Origin of the sequence: Rhizomonospora bruguierae, assembly GCF_018397995.1 — a bacterium.
In the GTDB taxonomy this organism is placed as follows: domain Bacteria; phylum Actinomycetota; class Actinomycetes; order Mycobacteriales; family Micromonosporaceae; genus Rhizomonospora; species Rhizomonospora bruguierae.
Map to the genome: position 1 here is coordinate 1 of NZ_BBQH01000097.1, position 18,070 is coordinate 18,070.

The window sequence follows — 18,070 nt, forward strand, 5'->3', positions numbered from 1 at the left end:
CCGGCAAGCCACGTCACCGCCCTGGCCGCCGCATACCAGCGGGGTACCGGCGCGTCCCCGCCGCCGTCGGAGCTGGTTCCCTACCCGGGCTGGGTCTTTGTGCCCGCCCATCCCGACCAACCGACGATCGCTATCTCCGCGCACGCGCAGGCGGCTGTCGCCGCTGGTCGGCGGATCCCACTCCAGCTCGACGTGCGGCCCGTGCACCATGTCCGGCGCTCGGATGCCAGCGGACACGATCACCTCGACCGGGATGCGGTCCTGCGGGAGGTGTTGACCCCGTTGGTCGAGGACCACGGGTGCGCGGGGGTGGTGTGCAACACGGTCGATGACGCGCAGCGGACGTACGAGATGGTGCGGGAGTGGGCAGGGAGCCGCGCCGAGGTACGGCTCCTGCACTCCCGGTTCCCAAGCCAGCAGCGCGAGGAGATCACCGAGGAGATCGTCGCCGCGCTCGGCAAGGACGGCGCGAAGCGGCCGGAGAGAATGATCATGGTCGCTACTCAGGTGATCGAGCAGTCGCTCGACCTCGACTTCGACTTGGTGATCAGTGATCTGGCGCCATTCGCCCAGTTGATCCAGCGTGCGGGCCGCTGCTACCGGCACAGCCACACGCGGCCTCGTTGGGCGAAGGGCCCACGCCTGGTCGTCCTTGATCCGCAGCACGAGGGGTGCCACGCGAAGCCTCTCCACTGGGGCGACGTCTACCACCCGTATCTGCTGCGGGCCACCCACTTACGGCTGGCCGGAGTCGGGAAGGTTCAGATACCCGAGGACGTCCAGGGCCACATGGAGGCCATCTACAGCCCAACCGGCATCTCCGACCCCCGGCTCGCGGACGACTATGTCGACTATCAAGTCGAGGCGATGGTGGGGCGGCAGGTCGCGGATTTATGGGTCGTTCCGGATCCGCAGAACGTGGGCGACCTCGCGGCGTTGTCGCAGGGTGAGATCACCGAGGGTCGGGCGGCGACCCGGCTGGGGGCCGAGTCGGTGCGGGTGCTGTGCTGCTACGTCGACCAGGACGGCGGACAGTGGCTCGACCCGGAGCGCACGCGGCCACTCCAGAAGAGCGGCAGCGGACCGGGCGAACGGTTCGACGCCGATGAGATCCGGTCGATCCTCAACCTGACCATCCCGGTGCGAGAAAGCCTGCTCAGGGGATATCAGCCTGGCATAGAGCTACCTGTCCGGTGGGAGAAAATCCCATGGCTCGGTGAGTTGCGTGCGCTCTGGTTCCACCTTGGCCCTGAGGGCCCCCGTCCCATCGAGATCGCCGGGCGCGCCACACGGCTCGATCACGAGCTTGGCCTCGTCGCACGCCGCTGGCCTTAGCGCGAGGCCGATTGACCACTCCAGACGGTCGGTGTACCGTGTCGGTCTGACGGTCCCCCCCCTCCCCCTGGATACCCCTCGCCCCCCAGTAGCACACTTTTGGAATCGGGAGCACGAGGAAGTCGCGATCACGTAAATTATCTGAGCTGGCCAGTCGAGGCCCGTCTAGCCAGCTCATTCCCCCACGGGCGTGGGGATACGGGCCAATGGAAAGCCCCGGCCTCCCGTCGCACATGGAGCACCCCCACTCCGGTGGGGAACCGTCCGCAGCATATGTCATCCATCTGACAGGTGCCTTTGGGTAGCCCATCGCCTCGGGCACTGTCTGGCGGTCTGCCTTCACGAAGGGGTGCACAACATGACCTCCCCGTCGTTCGATCTCATCGAAGCACCCTGGTTGCTGGTCCGCCAAGGATCGCGGACGATGATGGTTGGGTTGCGTGAGCTGTACCTGAGGGCTCACGAGTTCGATGACTTGGTGGTGCCGGTTCCGCCCGCGGCGTCGGGGCTGTGGCGGATCCTGTATGCGATCACGGCCCGGATCACCGGCTTGGACGACCCGGCCGCGTGGCAGGGCCGCCAAGGCGACACGCTCTGCAGTGGACATCTTGATCCAGATCGAGTGGCTGCCTACTTCGACGAGCACCGAGGATCATTCGACCTGTTTCATCCGGAACGGCCGTGGTTGCAGGATCCGCGGCTCGCGGCCCAGTGCCCGAAGTCGTCGGGGGTCAACAAGCTGGTCTTTGACCGGCCTGCGGGCAACACGCAGGTGTGGTTCGGGCATCACACCGACCTCGACCCGGTGCTGGTGCCGGCGGCTGAGGCCGCCTGGCATCTGGTCGCGCAGTTGTACTACGGCGCGTCTGGGCGCTGCAGCAGCCGGGAGGTAGATGGCCAGAAGTTGGCGAACAGCAACGCGGGTCCGCTGCGGTCGTCGATGTCCTACCACCCGCTGGGCCAGAACCTCTTCGAGTCGCTGGTTTTGGGTGTGCCAGGCCCCCACACGGGCAGCGACGAACCGGACGTGTGTCCATGGGAGCGGCCGAGTTTGCCTGACCCACTCGCGGCACCGCCGCCGCTGACGTGGCCGGGTGGGCTGCTCACTGGCCGGTTCCAGCACGCGATTCTGCTGGTGCCCAACGTCGACGGTAGCCATGTCACCGACGCGTACGTCACGTGGGCCCGGCGTTCGTCGCCGGTTCCGGCGTCCGACCCGTACGTGGTCCGCAGGCTGAGCAAGCAGGGAAACTGGTATCAGCTGCCGGCCGATGGTGCCCGAGCCCTGTGGCGAGATGTGCCGGCGCTGTTGTGTGACGTCGTCGAGGAGACGGGTCAGAGCCAGCGGCCGGCGATCCTGCTCAGCGCGCAGGAGTTCGATGACGGCGAACAGCGGGTCCGGGCGTTCGGCTTCGACCAGGACGGGCAGGCCAAGGACCGGCAGTGGTTCACGTCGGTCACTCCACCCCTCCTGCGGTGGATGTGGGAGGGAGATCGGGATGCGGCGAGGGGGGCTGTCAGCGTGGTCCAGGCCGCGGAGGCGACCGGCAGCCAACTCGAGTACGTGATGAAGCGGGCTTGGCAGGAGTCGACCAACGTCGCCGACCGGACAGGCCCCTGGGCGGGCCGGGCGACGATGCGCTACTGGTCCGAGGCGGAGGATCTGTTCTGGACGCACCTGTGGGACCGCACCTGGGACATCGCTGGCAAGTCGTACCAACGGCTCGGGCATGCCGCGATCGACTGGGCTACCGACGCGGCGGCGCATCTTCCCCGTTTCGCTGCCGCCATCGACACAGCGCACCGTCGGCTCGGTGAGCGCCGGAAAGGAAAGACAAAGTGAGCAGCGACAGTAAGACCCGCGGGCCGATCGATACGTACGACAGGTTCGTCCGGCACGTCACCCGAGTTTGCCAGGACGTGCCGGAGCGGCGCGCGTCACTGCGCCGAGGGCTGGGACGGCCGCCGGAACAGGCGTACGGCATGCACGCCACTGTCGCCCAGTGGCTGCCCGACCCGCCCGGCCGCGCCTTGGAGTACGCCCTGTACTCGGTGGCGTCGATGATCGCGGCGCAGTCGCGCAGCGGGAGGCGCGGCAACGACACCACCGCCGATGCCGATCCCGCGACAGGTGACACGGCCGAGCACAGCGGTGCTGACCCGGACACCGCCGTCGGTGTTGTCGTGCAGGATTTTGAGCCCGAGCCGGATCACTCGAGCCGTACCAGGCGGCCCAGCCTCGGCACCGCGCTTGCCGAAGCGGTAAAAGACGCGCGGATGTCCCGGCGCGCTATCGGGAAGGCGACCGCCGAGAAACGGCTGCACCTGCTCGTCCGCCAGGACCTGCCCGGGGTGCACCGGCACCTGCCGGGCCTGGTCCGGCATATCCGGTCGCTGGACGTACCCGTCGACTGGGCTCAGCTCATCGCCGACCTGAGTTGGTGGGATGGGTACCGCGACGTCGTTGCCAAGCGTTGGCTCCAGGACTACTACCGCATCGTGAACGCCGAGGAGTGAACATGACCGTCGCTCGATACATCGACATCCACCTGCTGCACAGCATCCCGTACGCGAACCTCAACCGGGACGACCTGGGTTCACCCAAGTCGGTGCGGTTCGGCGGGGTTGACCGGACCCGGGTGTCCAGCCAGAGCTGGAAGCGGGCCGTCCGGATCGCCCTGCAGGACCGCTCGGGGGAACGCGCTCTGCGTACCCGGCGGGTGCCGCTGGAGGTGGCGGCGCGGCTGCAAGACAGCGGATGGCCCGACGACTTGGCGACTTTCGCCGGACAACAGGTGGCGGCCAGTATCACCAGCAAGGGCCTTGCCCTGGAGGACAACGGCGGCACGTCCGTGCTGCTCTATCTGCCCGCCCCAGCCCTCGACGAACTGGCCGCCATCTGCCAGGCCCACCGTGATGCCCTCGCCACCGTGCACACCCCCGGGCAGAAGGCAGGGAAGAAGCAAGCCAAGGCGGAGTCCGTGCTTCCACGCGACGAGATCACCAGGGTGATCTCCGAACGCAACGGCATCATCAACCTCTTCGGCCGGATGCTCGCCGACGTGCCGGCCTCGCACGTCGACGGTGCGGTCCAGGTCGCCCACGCCTTCACCGTGCACGGCACCAGCCCACAGGTTGACTTCTTCACCGCCGTCGACGACCTCAACGAGGAAGCTGAGGAAACCGGCAGCGGGCACATGAACAACGCCGAGTTCAGCGCGGGCACGTTCTACCGCTACGCCAGCATCAACATCCGCGACCTGTCGAAGAACCTCGGCGGCGACACCGCCCTCACCGCCGAACTCGCCGGAGACTTCCTCGCCACCTTCATCGACGCCATACCGGGCGCGAAGAAGAACTCCACCGCCCCGTTCACCGTCCCGGACCTGGTCTACATCGCGGTACGCGGGGATCGGCCCGTTTCCCTCGCCAGCGCGTTCGAGTCACCAGTGCGGGCACCGCTCGACGGCGGCTTCGGCCCCAAGGCCCGCACCGTACTGTCCGAGTACGCCGGTCACGTCTACCGGCTGATCGGACGCGACGGGCTGCTGCACCACGCACACGCCATAGCCGACGAGAAGCGCCTGGACAACCTCGGTGACCTGGCCTCCTCCCACACCACGCTCGTCCAAGACGCGATCCTGGGGACGGGGCTGCGGTGAGCGGTCTGCTGCTGCGACTCGCCGGGCCCATGCAGTCCTGGGGCGACCACAGCACCTTCTCCGTGCGGGACACCCGGCCCTATCCCACACGCTCCGGGCTGATCGGACTGTTCGCCGGCGTGCTCGGCAGACACCGAGGCGAACCGATCGACGACCTAGCCGACCTCGCCATCACCATCCGGGTCGACCGGCCCGGCACCCTCATGCAGGACTTCCACACCGTCGGCGGTGGACTGCCCAGGGAACAGACGACACCGACCGCTGAAGGTGGCCGCCGGCTACCAGGGACGGGCACCATCGTGTCCCGCCGTAACTACCTCGCCGACGCGGTCTTCACCGTCGCGGTCACCGGTCCACAACCAGTCACCGAACAGGTAGCGCAGGCGCTCGACAACCCGGCCTGGGCGCCCTACCTCGGCCGCCGGTCCTGCCCCGCGGAAACCCCGCTACTGCTGCGGTCCGCAGTGGACGACCCAGTCGCGGACCTGCACCAGCTGGTCCCGCTCGCCCGCCGCAAACCCTCATCCGATGACTCGGTCCCGGTCGACTTCATCCTCGAAAGCCCACCATCCGGGCAGGACAACACCTCCCGACTCGCCGTCAACGACCTGCCCATCGACTTCCATCCGCACCGCCGGCACTACCGCTCGCGGTCGATCTGGGTCACCAGCCAACCCCTACCCGCCAGGCTGTTCGTCGACCCCGGCATCGACTACCTCCGCGCGCTGAAGAAGTACCTGGAAGGAGTGCCGGCGTGAACGCCTGGCTGATCCGGATCACACCAGACCTGCGCAACCGCACCGCCAGCCGAGACCTGCGCGACGTCATCGCCATCCACCGACGCGTGATGGCCCTGGTCCCCGACAACCTCGGACCCGACCCCCGGAAACGAGCCGGAGTACTGTTCCGCATCGACCAGACCCCGACCGGTCCGGTGCTGCTCGTGCAGACGGCCGTGGAACCGGACCCGAGCCGCCTGCCGGAACGATACGGAACCATCGACACCAGGGACATAGGCCCGCTACTCAAAGCGATCCGTCCCGGCATGCGAGTCCAGTACCGTATCGCGGCCAACGCCTCCAAGCGGGCGGTCACCGGACCGAACGCCGGGAAGGTCGTTCCCCTGGCCGGTGCGGCGGTAGATTCCTGGTGGGCCAAACGCGCCACCGAACACGGCCTCGGCCTGGAACAGGCCCACATCGACCCGCAACCGGCCATGCTCGGTAAAAGCCAACCGGTGCGGCATGCCGTCACCCGCTTCGACGGTACCGCCGTCGTTCACGACGCCGACCTGCTACGCACGGCAATCCTCACCGGCATCGGCCGCGGCAAATCCTTTGGTTGCGGTCTGCTCAGCCTCGCACCTATCCGGTGACCAGCAACGCCCGCCGGCGCCTCGCCGCGCCCACACTCGCGATGCTGCCCCGGGTGGCTGACTCGCTCAGCTTCCTCTACGCCGACATCGTCCGGATCGTCCAAGACGACACCGGCGTCTGCGCCCAGGTCGACACGCCTAAAGGGATCGAACGCGTCTACCTGCCGACCGCCACCGTCAGCTGCCTTTTGCTCGGCCCCGGCACCTCCATCACCCACCGAGCGCTGTCCACCTTCGCCCGTCACGGCACCACCATCGTGTGCGTCGGCTCCGGCGGCGTTCGCAGCTACGCCGGCATCACACCCGCCAGCCTCACCACCACCTGGCTCGAACGGCAGGTCCGCTGCTGGGCCGACGACGCCCAGCGTCTCGCCGTCGCCGTGCGCATGTACGAACAGCGGTTCGGCGAAAAAGTGCCAGAAGGAACATCACTCGCCCAACTCCGCGGCATGGAGGGGCAGCGGATGAAGAAGCTCTACCGGCTCCTGGCCGAGCGGTACCGCACCGGCAGATTCCGCCGAAACTACGACCCAGACAAATGGGAGGCGCAGGACCCCGTCAACCTGGCACTGTCCTCAGCAAGCACCTGCCTCTACGGCGTCGTCCACGCCGCCACCCTGGCACTCGGCTGCTCGCCCGCGCTCGGGTTCGTGCACAGCGGCACCCAACACGCCTTCGTCTACGACGTCGCCGACCTGTACAAGGCCAAAGTAACCGTCCCACTGGCCTTCTCCCTCGGTAACTCCACCGACCCCGAACGAGACGCCCGACGCAAACTCCGCGAAGAGTTCCGACTCCTGAAACTCATGCCCACCATCGTCACCGACATCCAGCACCTCCTGGACCCCGACATCACCCGACCCACACCGGAACCCGGCGCCGATGTGGTGTCCCTCTGGGACCCCGAAACCGGCGACATGCCCGCCGGAATCAACTACGGCGACCAGGGCTAATAGCCATGGCATCCATGGTCGTCCTCGCCACCACGGCCGTCCCCGACCATCTCCGAGGCGCACTAAGCCGATGGATGATCGAAGTCACCCCCGGCCTCTTCGTCGGCACGCTCTCCGCCAAAGTCCGCGACGAACTTTGGACAACAGCCTCAGCCGTGGTCGGCGACGGCGCCGCCGTCCTCCTCCACTCAGACAACACCGAACAGGGCTACTCCATCCGCACAGCAGGAGAACGCCGACGCCGCCCCATCGACTTCGATGGCCTGACCCTCGTCGCGATGAGCCCACAAGAGCCAACCGACACCACACCCGACGGAATCTGGCCCGAGGGCTGGTAAAACCCCAGGTCGCGAAGTGTCCTCCCCACGCCCGTGGGGGTGCGCCCTCACGGCTGCCTCCGGGTGGTGCGAGTGAGGAGTCCTCCCCACGCCCGTGGGGGTGCGCCCGTCGCTTGACGACCGGCATGGAGTGGGGGCTGGTCCTCCCCACGCCCGTGGGGGTGCGCCGGTGGGTGTGGTCACGCGATCACCGCCGGCATGGTCCTCCCCACGCCCGTGGGGGTGCGCCGCAGAAGAGCTAGGAGCATCGTTGCATTCGGCCGTCCTCCCCACGCCCGTGGGGGTGCGCCGCAGGCGCACGCCGAGGTCCGGGCGTGGGGTGAGTCCTCCCCACGCCCGTGGGGGTGCGCCGCGTCTGAGGAACGGGTTGCCGTCGGCCAGGCTGTCCTCCCCACGCCCGTGGGGGTGCGCCGCCCAGGATGCGGTCGCTCTGGGTCGAGATGCAGTCCTCCCCACGCCCGTGGGGGTGCGCCGCCGTTGCTGGTGGAGGAGCGGCGCGTCACCGTGTCCTCCCCACGCCCGTGGGGGTGCGCCGCAGGTGGCGTTCGGTGGGGCGTATGAGCGGGCGTCCTCCCCACGCCCGTGGGGGTGCGCCGAATCAAATCGACGGCGGCGGCGATCTCGTTGGGTCCTCCCCACGCCCGTGGGGGTGCGCCGGCGTCTACGCCCGCGTCACCACCATCCGCACCGTCCTCCCCACGCCCGTGGGGGTGCGCCTGGAGCAATTCAACGGCGACTCGTGCCGGTTCGGTGGTGGTCACCCATCCCGGGAAGGCGTCCGGGGATGCGATGGGCTGCAGGTACTGCCACAGCGGCGGGGCGAGGCATGCCTGGTGAAGGCTCTCAGAGAGCAGGTTCAGCAGGGTGGTCTTGCCAGCGCCGTCCACGCCGTCGGCGAACACGACCACCATATGCTCAGCCGCCAGCGGGCGTGAGCAGGCGGTGTCGCTCGATGAGGTCGCGAATGGCATCGGGTCCCCGCTCGGCGAGCTGTTCGGCGTGGTTGAGGTCGCGGGCGCCGTGCTGGCGAAATGAGTCGTAGGCGCGCAGCAGCGGAACGACCGGGGCGTCGGGGTGGTGACGTTCGAGAAGATCGGCGGTGGGTTGCAGTCGGAGGTCGGTGTGGGGGTCGATGGTGACGGCAAGGGTGCGGGCTGCGCTGCAGGTCACCGAGAGCGCTCGGCGTGCGCGGTCCTTGCGGCTGCTGCTGTCGGTCGCGGGGGCGGAGAGTCGCCGGGTGGCGAAGTCGAGCAGCGCTGCGAGCCCTGAGTTGACCTCGATGTGCTTCGGCGCACCCGGGGTGGTTTCCGGCGCTGTGCCGGCGATGAGGGCGACGTCGGTTCCGATGCGCCGCAGGGTTGCGCGCAGTTTCATGTCGTATAGCGGTCCGGCGGTGCCCGGGGAGCGGTTCGTTTGGTCGGCGAGGTGTAATGAGGCGCGCACGGCGTGCTGGTCGGCGATGTCGCGGACGAGCGCGGCAAGCGACTCGGCTGCCGGTGACGTGGCGGGTAGGCCGTAGCCGATGAAGTCGATGTCGCTCCAGCCGTCGATGAAATCTCCGCGGGCGGCCGAGCCGCAGACGGCAACGCCCGCACCGTAGGTGTGGAGAAGAGGTTGGGTGGCCTCGGCGACCTGCGTGACAACGGCGTTGACGGTGGCGCTGAACGGCAGGGTGCCGCCCTGCCGCCATCGGATGAGGTTGGCGGTACGGCGGAGGTGGGTCACGAAGCCGGGATGGCTGGCCACTCGGACTGCGTCGTCGGGATCGAACCAGCGGGCGCCGGTGAACCCTTCGGCTGCCCGGGCGTCAGCGTCGGTGGTGGCGGTGGTCAGCAGGAACCAGTCGACGGTCTTGGCGGCCTGAGCGCCGTCGTTGTCGGTGAACTGATACGCCTCCTGTCCGAGGTAACCGGCGTAGCCGAGCGCGGTCAGGCCGGCCTCTTCCGCGACTTCCCTTACCGCAGCGGCCAGCGGGCTTTCGCCCGGCTCGATCCGGCCCTTCGGCGCGACGGTCTGCCGTTCGCCGGTGACCCGGGTCTGATCGAGCAGCAGCGTGCGCGGGTCGGTGACGTCGGTCGTCACGACGACGGCACCCGCGGAGGCGTAGCGGCGGATCATGCTGCTCCTTCGTTGCGGTCGTGGGTGGTCAGGTCGGCAAAGATCTGGTCCAGGCGGGCGAGGTAGGCGTCGCGGGTACCGTCGTTGTCGATCCAGTCGTCCGCGATCAAGCGCCACCGTTCGAGTTGCTGGCGAACGTGTTTGCGGGTGTCCTTGGCGTCGATGAGAGCGGCCGCTTCATTCGGTGTGAGGTTTCGGCCGGCGGCGAGGCGGTGCAGGCGCCTGTCACGGTCGGCGGTGACGAACACGATCCGGCACCGCGCTGGCCAGGCGCGTCGGATGGCTCCGGCAAGGGTGGCGTCGATGAAGCTCTCGATCACCACGGCGGCATGACCGTCAGGTATCGGCAGGTCGAGCACACGCTGGATGAACTCCTGCTGGTCGAAGCCTTCGCGAACCGTGACTCCCTCGTGTTCGGCGGGGATACCGGAGGCGAGTTGGGCCAGGATGGTTCGGATCTTGACTCGGCAGGCACCTCTGGCGGCGAGGTGGTCGCCCGCGGTGGACTTGCCGGCTTCGCTGGTGCCGGCCAGCAGCAGCAACGGTGGTCTCATGTCCGCGTCGGCTTCAGGAGACGTCCGGCGGCGGCGACGCTGGTGGTCACGTCGGCCGGTGTGCCGATTCCGACCCGGTACGTCGGGATCGCGGCGAGCATGTGGAGCACGGTATCGCGACCGGCGGTGGACGCGTTCCGGTCGGCGAGTGGCACTCCGGTCGGATCGGTGACTTGCTCCCGGGTGTTGAAGATGGAGACGTGATCGAGTCGCGGGTTGGCCAGCTTGCTGAGGTGGTCAGTGACCGCGTGCCGCAGGTAGTGAGGGACTTGGTTGTGCTCGATGCGTTCGGTGAGGCCGGGAGCCATGCTCTGGTCGGGGATCAGGATCAGCCGCACCGCGGCGTTGGAGGCCGACGTGTCTATCACGGGTCGGAACTGGTCGGGGTATCGCAGCGGGCATGCGCCCGGGCCGGCCGCGAGGTAAGGAGCCATGTCGGTGCGGACGTGCCACGGCAGCGTCGGCGCTGCGGCGATAAAGACACCGCTGGTCCCGGTCCGGGCAAACGCGAACTCGTCCACCAGGAGGCTCCCGCACCGGTGCGCCAGTCCCAGAGCCAGGGAGGTCTTACCTTGACCGAGCCCGCCGTCGAGGACCGCAACGGCCCCGTCGTTGGTGGTCAGCGCGCTACCGTGCAGCAGCGCCAGATCGGGTGCCGATCGCTCGATGTAGGCGAGGCCGCGGGCAAGCGCCTGCAGGACGGCGATGTGCGTGACCGGGGTGGAGGGGCCATGCGGAAGGCTGAGGGCGATCGTTCGGCGACGGTCGTCCACGACGAGGCCCGCATGAGCGTTACGGCGCACTACGAGCCGATACGTGGCCGTGTGCTGGACGCCGGATCCACTGATCCGCTCCAAGAGGTCGTCCAAGTCGTCCACGTCGCGAACGCTGATCCGGACCACAAGGTCAGCAAGGCGCAGGTGGTTCATGGATCCCCCGTCTTGTTGAGTACGAGCCACATCGAGTAACGGCCGTGCCGTGGACGTACCGGTGTCCGCGTGCAGTCGAGCAGTGCTTCCTCACTGGTGACTGTCGCGTTCCCGCTTATTCCGGCGGCCGTGACGAGCCGCAGCAGTTCGCTGGCGGTCGTCAGATGCGCGTAGCCGGGTGCGGCGCCTTCGGTCTTGTTCGCCAGGTAGAGAATGTCGCGCCGTGGCAGGGGCGACGATCGGCCGCCCCCATGTCGGTGTAACATGCGGGCGAGGTGGTCGAGCAGGTTCGCGGCGCGCACGAGGCCGAGTCGCCCTCGGTGGTACCAGTTGAACGCTTCGACGAGCACCACGCCGCCCGGCGCGCAGACCCGCCACAGCTCCCGCAGGGTGTTCAGCCGCTCCTGATAGGTCGGCAGGGCGTTGAAGGAGAAACGCAGACACCACACGTTCGTGAACTCCTCAGCCCGGAACGGCATTTGAGCCATGCTCGTGTGGACGAATTCCACGCCGGGAGCCGCGATCCGGGCGGCCGCTATGGCCGCGCCGTTGATGTCGATGCCGACGATGTCGCCACCGCGTGCGGCGACCGCCCGCGTGACGCGGCCAGCGCCGCATCCAGCGTCAAGAATGCGGCCATGCCGCCCGTACCGCTCGAAGAGCCGCTCCTCGCACGGCCGCAGCGACGCGGTGCCGTAGAAGCCGGTTTCGCCGGCGTAGTGGACCTCGTTGAGCGCCCGGATCATCCGGCCGTAGCCGGCCTCGGAGAGCTGCCGATCGTCCAACCTTCTCACCCATCGAGTGCACCAGTCGAGCCGCCGGGATCGCATGCGAGAGGACGTGAACTATGGGAATCCCCGGCACCGTCTCGTGAACCTCGTGAAGTTGGGTGACCACCCGCCGAGCGGTGCCCGTTACCGTCACCGATCCGCTACCGTGCGATGAGGATCGATGCGGAGGGGTCCGGTGAACAACACGTCGACACCGTTGGCCGAGCTCCTGCAGATGGCGGAGTGGGGGCCCCGGCAACTCGTCACCGCGATCAACGCCCGCCTGTCCAGCCAGGGTCGCGACCGGCTGCGGTTGGATCCCACAGCGGGGTACTCGTGGGTTCAGCGCGGCTTCCGGCCGCGACCGCCAATCCCGGACGTGGCCGCCGCCGTCCTGACAGATCGCCTCGGTCGTACGGTCACGGTTGATCAGCTCTGGCCCGGCCGCGGACAGGCGGCCACCATGCAACGATCCGCTGTCACCGGCTTGGACGCGGTGACCCATGTCGACGATCTCGTCCGGGAGCTGAGCCGGCTCACCACCACCACGCCTACACCAGGCAGCCCGATCGCTGACGCCTCCGGCGCCGACCTCACCGCAGCAGTTCTCGACCAGCTACGCGGGGCGGTGCTGGTCGCGCGGAACCGCGCCGGTCACGACTATGTCCTCCCCGAGCAGGTCGACTTGATCGCGGCTCACGTCGCCGGTCTGCGCCGGCTCGATGATCGGCATGGCGGCGGCGCGTTGAGTCTGAGATACGTGACAGCGGAACTGCGCAACGTGGTCGACCTGGTCGAGTACGCCAACTACGACGTGGCCACGGGACAGCGGCTACTGGCGATCGTCGCCGATCTCGCTCAACTACTCGGCTGGCTCTACTTCGACTCGAGCCGTTACGGTGCCGCCGAGCGGTATCTCCTACTCAGTGTGGGTGTGTGCCGGGCCCTCGGAGCGGCCGACCGGGCCGCCAACGTCGTCGGCATGCTCAGCTACGTGTCCGCCTTTGCCGGCCACGGCCGGGAGGCTGTTCGGCTGGCCGAGGCTGCCTCCGCCGAGGGCCGCGCGTTTGACGGCCCGCTTCGGGCGCGCCTGCTGGGCCGTGACGCCACCGCGGCAGCGGCCGACGGCGACCTGGGCCGGTTCCGTCGCTGCGCGGATCAGGCCGCCGACCTACTGGATCGCAGCCAGGCGCCGGACGGTGGCTCGTTCCTGTACTACCTGAGCTCGACCCAACTGGCTGCCGAAGCCGGTCAGGGCCTGGTCGTACTCGCCGAGCATTCCGCCGCCAACCGCAGCCGGCTCCTCGGTGAGGGGATACGACTGCTCACCGACGCTGTCAACGACATGATCACACCCGCTGGCCCGGGGCTGGGACCGCCCTACGCCCGGTCCGGCCTGCTGCACCTGACGTTCCTCGCCCGCGCGCACCTGCTGCGCGGTGACCTACCTGAGGCAGTCACCGTCATGCGGACAGGGCTCGAACTCCTGCCGCTGGTGCAGTCGCCCCGCAGCCGCAGCTACCTGCGAGGGCTTCGACCCGCGCTCGGCCGCCGCGCTCGGGCCCGCGTGGTCGCCGAGTTCCTACCGGAGTTCGATGCGGCATTATCGAGGTTGTGACGAACGATCTTCCGGCCGGCCTGGACGAGTTCTGCGTGCAATCCCGCCGTGTTGATCACCCCGATGCGGCCCTGTTGTTGAGCGCCTTCTATGAGGAGCAGGTCGGCCGGTACGGCTTCGCCGAGTCGGTCGATCTTGATCCGGCCGCGTACGAACCGCCGTACGGCATCTTCGTCGTCGCGTATCGCGAGGAACGTCCCGTCGGGTGCGGCGGCTGCCGCTGGTACGACCGGGCTACGGGCACGGTGGAGATCAAAAAGACGTATCTGGTCCCCGACGTACGGGGATGCGGGCTGGGGCGGGTCCTGCTGACCTGGTTAGAAGCGGAGGCGGTTGACTGGGGTGCCCGGCGGGTGATCTTGGAGACCGGGGTACGCAATACAGCTGCGCTGCACCTGTTCAACGGCAGCGGATACCGGCCCGCGCCACGCTACGTCGCAGGCCGCGACCCGCTGATCAACCGTGCGTTCGCGAAGACGCTGACGCCGGCGGGGGAGTGCGATCGAGCCAGCGTCGGATGAGCGCGGCCTCTTTGTCTGGCGCGATTCCGTGCTCGGAAAAGCGTTCGTGATCGACCGGCCGCCCCCCGGTCCGCAACCACTTCGACGTGTCGGCGACCGTGTCGGCCAACGGACGGCACTTCAGGCCGGCGGCATGCGCTCGGTCGACGTTCATCCCCCAGGGTGCCGCCGCATGGCGCCACAACGGCAGCTCGGTCCACTGCCGGACACCCTGGTCCACGAGCCAGCCCTCGTCAGCCCACACCAGCTCCAAAGGCGTACGCCGCTGGTCAGCTGTCGCCTGGGCGCAGGCGTTGAGCATGTCTCCGTAGGAGGCAGCCTCTGACCGCGGGGCGACGTTGAACACGCCGTTCGAAGCCCGCTCGACCTGGTTCAGCAGAAAAGCCGCCAGGTCACGCACATCCACCGGTTGAATGGCCCGGTCAGGCCCCGGCGCGAGAACCTGCCCGCCCCGCGACATACGCGACAGCCACCACGGCAACCGCCCCACGTATTCATGGCGGCCCAACACCACATGCGGGCGCAGCACCAGCAACCGCTCATCACCGAACGCCTGCCGGCACGCAAGCTCGCAGCCGACCTTCAGCGGGCCGTACGCATCCGGATCCCATCGGCGGATGCCCGGGTCCACATCCGGATCGCCGTCCCAGAGCGGCGACGTCTCGTCCACCGGTGCGTGCGGCCAGTCCCGGTACGCGGAGATCGTCGACACGAACACCCAGCGTCCCGCGACGTCAGCTAATGCCTCAACGGATCGCCGCACGACCGCAGGGACACTGCCGGCAACGTCGACGACCACATCCCACGGCCCGTGGCTGGCAAGCCGTCTAAGGTCCTGCGGGCTTTCGCGATCACCAAAGATACGACGCACTCCGTCGGGAAACCGCGCCAGCGAACGCCCTCGATTGAACACCATTACCTCATGGCCCCGGCCAACGGCGTCGTCGACGACGACACGACCGACGAACCAGGACCCGCCCAGGACCAGCAGTCGCACCGAGCCATTGTGCGCCTCGCCGATCCCAACGTTGTCCCGTAGCCGGAAGGTTCACGCAGTTCACGGCCGCTCGACCGCGTTCCCGCTGTTCACGGCGATACAGCATTCCCAACGGTGGTGGTCGTTGGGTCAACTGGTTGCCACGAGAAACGCCATCGGCCTACCGGTGCCCTTGCGTTAGCCCCGCGCCGAGCAGGCCGGGTCGGCGCATGCGGTGCCGCCGGCGGCTTCGTGTGAACTCAACCTGAGGCAGGTGGCCCGTGAACGTAGTCGGCATGGCACGGTACGACATCCCCTGGATCGACCAGGAGACCTTTCCGCTTGACCAGTTCCCGCAGGGTTTCCCGCTGCTGGTGGACGAGGTGCTGTCCGTCGGTACGCCAGCGGATGAGGGCGTGGTCGGGGATCGGGAGTGGGTTCACGTGCTGGGTACGGTCCTGGACCCGGTGACCGGGCAACGGCTGAGCCTCGGTGCTGGGCTGTGGCAGCTGCGCCTGATGGTGCCCACCGATCAGCCTCGGTCTACGGTGCTTCCGCCGCTGGTGCCGGAACACAGCCTCCACTTTCGACCGGTGGCCGTCGGCGCGGTCGGACGACCGGAAAGCTCCGTGATGATCAATATGGTGGGGCAGCGGTTCCTACTGGACGGGTTGCTGGTCTGCGGGTTGCACGACGCACCGATGACGCCCTACCAGGACGGTGGACGCAACCGGTTCTACGCCTGCTCCACCATGCGGTGCATCGTCGGCCTCGTGCCCGCGACGTTGGTGGAGAACCTGGCCTGGATCGAGCTAACCACCATCGACGGCCGCCTCACGCCGACCCCGCTTGAGCAGCGGCCGGAGGCCCTGACCAGGGCCGTGTCCTGGGTGGAGGTCGACGCCAGCGTCGGCGAGCTGCGGGTACACGTTCCCGCGGCTGCCGGCACCACCATCGTCGCGGCCGGACCGCCCAGGTGACCAACTGCTAAAAGCACTTCCCGGTACAGCCCGGCGGCGCGGCGCAAGGGCATCAACGCCTCGGGACCTGGCTGGTAGGCGGTTGCTACACGACTGCGATTAGGTTCCCGCCCGCCGTCACTGCTGTGAGGGCGTGGCGGCGGGCTGGGCGAACGGACCAACAGCAGAACCCCATAGAGGATGGATAGAGAAGGGATATTCGGGTGGCGTACCCGGTCGATGAGTTGCAGCGGTTTGGTTATCAGCAGGAGTTGCGGCGCGCGTTGCGGTTCCGTGACCTGCTCGCCTACGGCTTGATATTTATGGTTCCGATTGCTCCGATGGCGATTTTCGGGGCGGTGTTCTCGGCGTCGGGTGGCATGGTGGTGCTGGCCTATGCGATCGGGATGGTCGCGTTGGTGTTTACCGCCTTTTCCTATTCGCAGATGGTGAAGGCGTTCCCGTTGTCGGGGTCGGTGTACAACTATGTCGGCCGGGGGATCGGTGCTCCGGTTGGGTTCCTGGCTGGTTGGGCGGTGATGCTCGATTACATCCTCGTTCCGAGCTTGCTGTACTTGGTGGCCGCGGTCGCGATGAACGCGACGGTTCCTGCGGTACCGGTGTGGTTGTGGCTGGTCGGGTTCGTGTTGGCGAACACGGTCATCAATTCGCGGGGCATCAAGATGACCGCGACGGCTACCTGGGTCATGCTGGTCGGTGAGTTGTTGGTGTTGCTGACGTTCCTCGGCGTCGGGGTGTGGGCGTTGCTGACCGGCAAGGGTCACTGGACGTGGGAGCCGTTGTACAACCCGGACACGTTCGGCTGGTCGATCGTGCTGGCCGCGACCGCGGTGGCGGTGTTGAGTTTCTTGGGCTTCGACGGGATCTCGATGCTGTCGGAGGAGGCCCGGGGCGGGTCGAGGGTGATCGGCCGGGCGATGGCGGGTGCGCTTTTGCTGGCTGGGCTGCTGTTCATCACCCAGACCTGGGTGGCCGCCATGCTGACCCCGGACGCGCAGGCGGTGATCGCGTCCGGCGACCCCGGCGGCAGCGCCTTCTACGACGCGGCCCGTTTGGCGGGTGGGCCGTGGCTGGCCACCCTGTGCGCGGTGGCGACCGCTATCGCGTGGGGGTTGCCGGATTCGATGGTGGCGCAGGTGGCGATTTCCCGGCTGCTGTACGCGATGGCCCGCGACAAGCAACTGCCGGGTTTCCTGGCGCGGGTGTCCCGGAAGCACAACGTGCCCACCAACGCGATCCTGGTCGTCGCTGTCCTGTCACTCGGTCTGGGCTTGTACATGGCGGCTCGCGATGACGGGATTTCCCTGCTCGCCAGCTTGATCAATTTCGGGGCGTTGTGCGCGTTCCTAGCGCTGCACGTGTCAGTGGTTGTCTACTACGTGATCCGTCGTCGTAGCCGGAACCTGCTCGCGCATCTGGTGATGCCCGTGATCGGTGCGACGATCCTCGGCTTGGTGGTGTGGAACGCGAACGTGGCCGCGCAGCGGCTCGGGTTCGTGTGGATCGGCTTCGGCGTCCTTGTCCTGGTGGGCTTGTACCTGGCGGGCCGGCGACCGGTGCTTTCCGGCCTCGAACCGGCGCAACCGGCGCAGCCGCCGGCGCCCGCACGTGTTCCCGAGGGGGTCTGACGCCACCATGGGTCAGATCCACAGGTACACGCCGACCCTTGATGACCTGGCGTACACGTTTGGTGGACGGTTGCCGGTCGTGCACCTCGCCGCCGCGGGTGATGTGCTCGTCACCTTCACCGAGGACTGCTTCGGCGGCGCCGTGCGCACCGTCGAAGACCTGCCCTCGAACGTCTGCGATTTCCCGTACCTGAATCCCGTGACCGGGCCGTTCTTCATCGAGGACGCCGAACCGGGCGACACGATCGCCGTGCACTTCCTCGCGATCACCCCCGCCCGACCGATGGGGGTGTCCAGCACCTTCCCGCACTTT

Annotated in this window: 18 protein-coding genes and 1 CRISPR repeat array; of the genes, 13 read left to right on the forward strand and 5 right to left on the reverse strand. The window is 68.0% G+C overall.

What is annotated here, in order from left to right; translation table 11 throughout:
• From cas3 to cas2e, 8 genes are all read left to right on the forward strand, one after another.
• Positions 1 to 1,335, forward strand: a 1,335-nt coding sequence (gene cas3, locus KJS59_RS29215; RefSeq protein ID WP_213456974.1) for a CRISPR-associated helicase Cas3', incomplete at its 5' end; no start/stop codon positions are given.
• Between the two features lie 358 nt (positions 1,336 to 1,693).
• Positions 1,694 to 3,178 carry a type I-E CRISPR-associated protein Cse1/CasA gene (gene casA / locus KJS59_RS29220; RefSeq protein WP_213456977.1) on the forward strand — a complete coding sequence of 495 codons (1,485 nt, stop codon included), beginning with the start codon at positions 1,694 to 1,696 and terminating at the stop codon, positions 3,176 to 3,178.
• Positions 3,175 to 3,852, forward strand: a complete 678-nt coding sequence (gene casB / locus KJS59_RS29225; RefSeq protein WP_249715096.1) for a type I-E CRISPR-associated protein Cse2/CasB — start codon at positions 3,175 to 3,177, stop codon at positions 3,850 to 3,852. Before casA ends, casB begins: the two co-directional genes overlap by 4 nt.
• 2 nt (positions 3,853 to 3,854) lie before the next feature.
• Positions 3,855 to 4,997, forward strand: coding sequence for a type I-E CRISPR-associated protein Cas7/Cse4/CasC (gene cas7e, locus KJS59_RS29230; protein ID WP_213456979.1), 1,143 nt, complete (start codon positions 3,855 to 3,857; stop codon positions 4,995 to 4,997).
• Complete coding sequence (gene cas5e / locus KJS59_RS29235; RefSeq protein WP_213456981.1) at positions 4,994 to 5,755, forward strand: type I-E CRISPR-associated protein Cas5/CasD; 762 nt, start codon at positions 4,994 to 4,996, stop codon at positions 5,753 to 5,755. The genes cas7e and cas5e overlap by 4 nt, the downstream gene beginning before the upstream one ends.
• Positions 5,752 to 6,372 carry a type I-E CRISPR-associated protein Cas6/Cse3/CasE gene (cas6e, locus tag KJS59_RS29240; RefSeq protein ID WP_213456983.1) on the forward strand — a complete coding sequence of 207 codons (621 nt, stop codon included), beginning with the start codon at positions 5,752 to 5,754 and terminating at the stop codon, positions 6,370 to 6,372. Before cas5e ends, cas6e begins: the two co-directional genes overlap by 4 nt.
• Positions 6,373 to 6,413: 41 nt before the next feature.
• On the forward strand, positions 6,414 to 7,325 hold the full coding sequence (gene cas1e, locus KJS59_RS29245) for a type I-E CRISPR-associated endonuclease Cas1e (RefSeq protein WP_376771296.1): 912 nt from the start codon (positions 6,414 to 6,416) through the stop codon (positions 7,323 to 7,325).
• Between the two features lie 14 nt (positions 7,326 to 7,339).
• Positions 7,340 to 7,663 (forward strand): type I-E CRISPR-associated endoribonuclease Cas2e, encoded by a 324-nt coding sequence (cas2e, locus tag KJS59_RS29250; protein ID WP_283775926.1) that lies wholly within the window; start codon positions 7,340 to 7,342, stop codon positions 7,661 to 7,663.
• A gap of 18 nt (positions 7,664 to 7,681) precedes the next feature.
• A CRISPR array of direct repeats spans positions 7,682 to 8,382; the repeat unit is 30 nt; unit sequence GTCCTCCCCACGCCCGTGGGGGTGCGCCGC.
• Between the two features lie 196 nt (positions 8,383 to 8,578).
• On the opposite strand, the gene KJS59_RS29255 is transcribed toward cas2e, so the two are convergent.
• The 4 genes from KJS59_RS29255 to KJS59_RS29270 are packed head-to-tail and all read right to left on the reverse strand — an operon-like array spanning position 8,579 to position 12,049.
• Positions 8,579 to 9,781 (reverse strand): NUDIX domain-containing protein, encoded by a 1,203-nt coding sequence (locus KJS59_RS29255; RefSeq protein ID WP_213456989.1) that lies wholly within the window; start codon positions 9,779 to 9,781, stop codon positions 8,579 to 8,581.
• Entirely contained in the window at positions 9,778 to 10,323 is a 546-nt protein-coding gene (locus tag KJS59_RS29260) for a hypothetical protein (RefSeq protein WP_213456991.1), read from the reverse strand. The genes KJS59_RS29255 and KJS59_RS29260 overlap by 4 nt, the downstream gene beginning before the upstream one ends.
• Positions 10,324 to 10,331: 8 nt before the next feature.
• Positions 10,332 to 11,264 (reverse strand): hypothetical protein, encoded by a 933-nt coding sequence (locus tag KJS59_RS29265; RefSeq protein WP_213456993.1) that lies wholly within the window; start codon positions 11,262 to 11,264, stop codon positions 10,332 to 10,334.
• Positions 11,261 to 12,049 carry a class I SAM-dependent methyltransferase gene (locus KJS59_RS29270; protein WP_249715100.1) on the reverse strand — a complete coding sequence of 263 codons (789 nt, stop codon included), beginning with the start codon at positions 12,047 to 12,049 and terminating at the stop codon, positions 11,261 to 11,263. Before KJS59_RS29270 ends, KJS59_RS29265 begins: the two co-directional genes overlap by 4 nt.
• Positions 12,050 to 12,215: 166 nt before the next feature.
• Between KJS59_RS29270 and KJS59_RS29275 the strand changes: the two genes are divergently transcribed.
• Together KJS59_RS29275 and KJS59_RS29280 are read left to right on the forward strand one after the other, a co-directional pair.
• The gene (locus tag KJS59_RS29275; protein ID WP_213456997.1) at positions 12,216 to 13,652 is read left to right on the forward strand and encodes a hypothetical protein; all 1,437 of its coding nucleotides are present in this window, start codon (positions 12,216 to 12,218) and stop codon (positions 13,650 to 13,652) included.
• Entirely contained in the window at positions 13,649 to 14,173 is a 525-nt protein-coding gene (locus KJS59_RS29280; RefSeq protein ID WP_249715102.1) for a GNAT family N-acetyltransferase, read from the forward strand. Before KJS59_RS29275 ends, KJS59_RS29280 begins: the two co-directional genes overlap by 4 nt.
• Here KJS59_RS29280 and KJS59_RS29285 read toward each other — a convergent pair.
• On the reverse strand, positions 14,109 to 15,170 hold the full coding sequence (locus KJS59_RS29285; protein WP_213456999.1) for an NAD-dependent epimerase/dehydratase family protein: 1,062 nt from the start codon (positions 15,168 to 15,170) through the stop codon (positions 14,109 to 14,111). The two genes, KJS59_RS29280 and KJS59_RS29285, sit on opposite strands and share 65 nt — an antisense overlap.
• Before the next feature lie 275 nt (positions 15,171 to 15,445).
• On the opposite strand from KJS59_RS29285, the gene KJS59_RS29290 reads away from it, so the two are divergent.
• The 3 genes from KJS59_RS29290 to KJS59_RS29300 all read left to right on the forward strand — a co-directional run.
• Positions 15,446 to 16,129 carry a zinc ribbon domain-containing protein gene (locus KJS59_RS29290; RefSeq protein WP_213457001.1) on the forward strand — a complete coding sequence of 228 codons (684 nt, stop codon included), beginning with the start codon at positions 15,446 to 15,448 and terminating at the stop codon, positions 16,127 to 16,129.
• A gap of 203 nt (positions 16,130 to 16,332) precedes the next feature.
• Complete coding sequence (locus KJS59_RS29295) at positions 16,333 to 17,757, forward strand: APC family permease (RefSeq protein ID WP_213457003.1); 1,425 nt, start codon at positions 16,333 to 16,335, stop codon at positions 17,755 to 17,757.
• Positions 17,758 to 17,764: 7 nt separating this feature from the next.
• Positions 17,765 to 18,070: acetamidase/formamidase family protein (locus KJS59_RS29300; protein WP_213457005.1), on the forward strand; the 306-nt coding region annotated here is incomplete at its 3' end.

What these genes read in the sequence shown, in the direction of transcription:
- casA (WP_213456977.1), top strand. Translation starts at nt 1,694, where the DNA reads ATGACCTCCCCGTCGTTCGATCTCATCGAAGCACCCTGGTTGCTGGTC.
- cas7e (WP_213456979.1), top strand. Translation starts at nt 3,855, where the DNA reads ATGACCGTCGCTCGATACATCGACATCCACCTGCTGCACAGCATCCCG.
- cas1e (WP_376771296.1), top strand. Translation starts at nt 6,414, where the DNA reads ATGCTGCCCCGGGTGGCTGACTCGCTCAGCTTCCTCTACGCCGACATC.
- cas2e (WP_283775926.1), top strand. Translation starts at nt 7,340, where the DNA reads ATGGTCGTCCTCGCCACCACGGCCGTCCCCGACCATCTCCGAGGCGCA.
- KJS59_RS29255 (WP_213456989.1), bottom strand. Translation starts at nt 9,781, where the DNA reads ATGATCCGCCGCTACGCCTCCGCGGGTGCCGTCGTCGTGACGACCGAC.
- KJS59_RS29265 (WP_213456993.1), bottom strand. Translation starts at nt 11,264, where the DNA reads ATGAACCACCTGCGCCTTGCTGACCTTGTGGTCCGGATCAGCGTTCGC.
- KJS59_RS29275 (WP_213456997.1), top strand. Translation starts at nt 12,216, where the DNA reads ATGCGGAGGGGTCCGGTGAACAACACGTCGACACCGTTGGCCGAGCTC.
- KJS59_RS29290 (WP_213457001.1), top strand. Translation starts at nt 15,446, where the DNA reads ATGGCACGGTACGACATCCCCTGGATCGACCAGGAGACCTTTCCGCTT.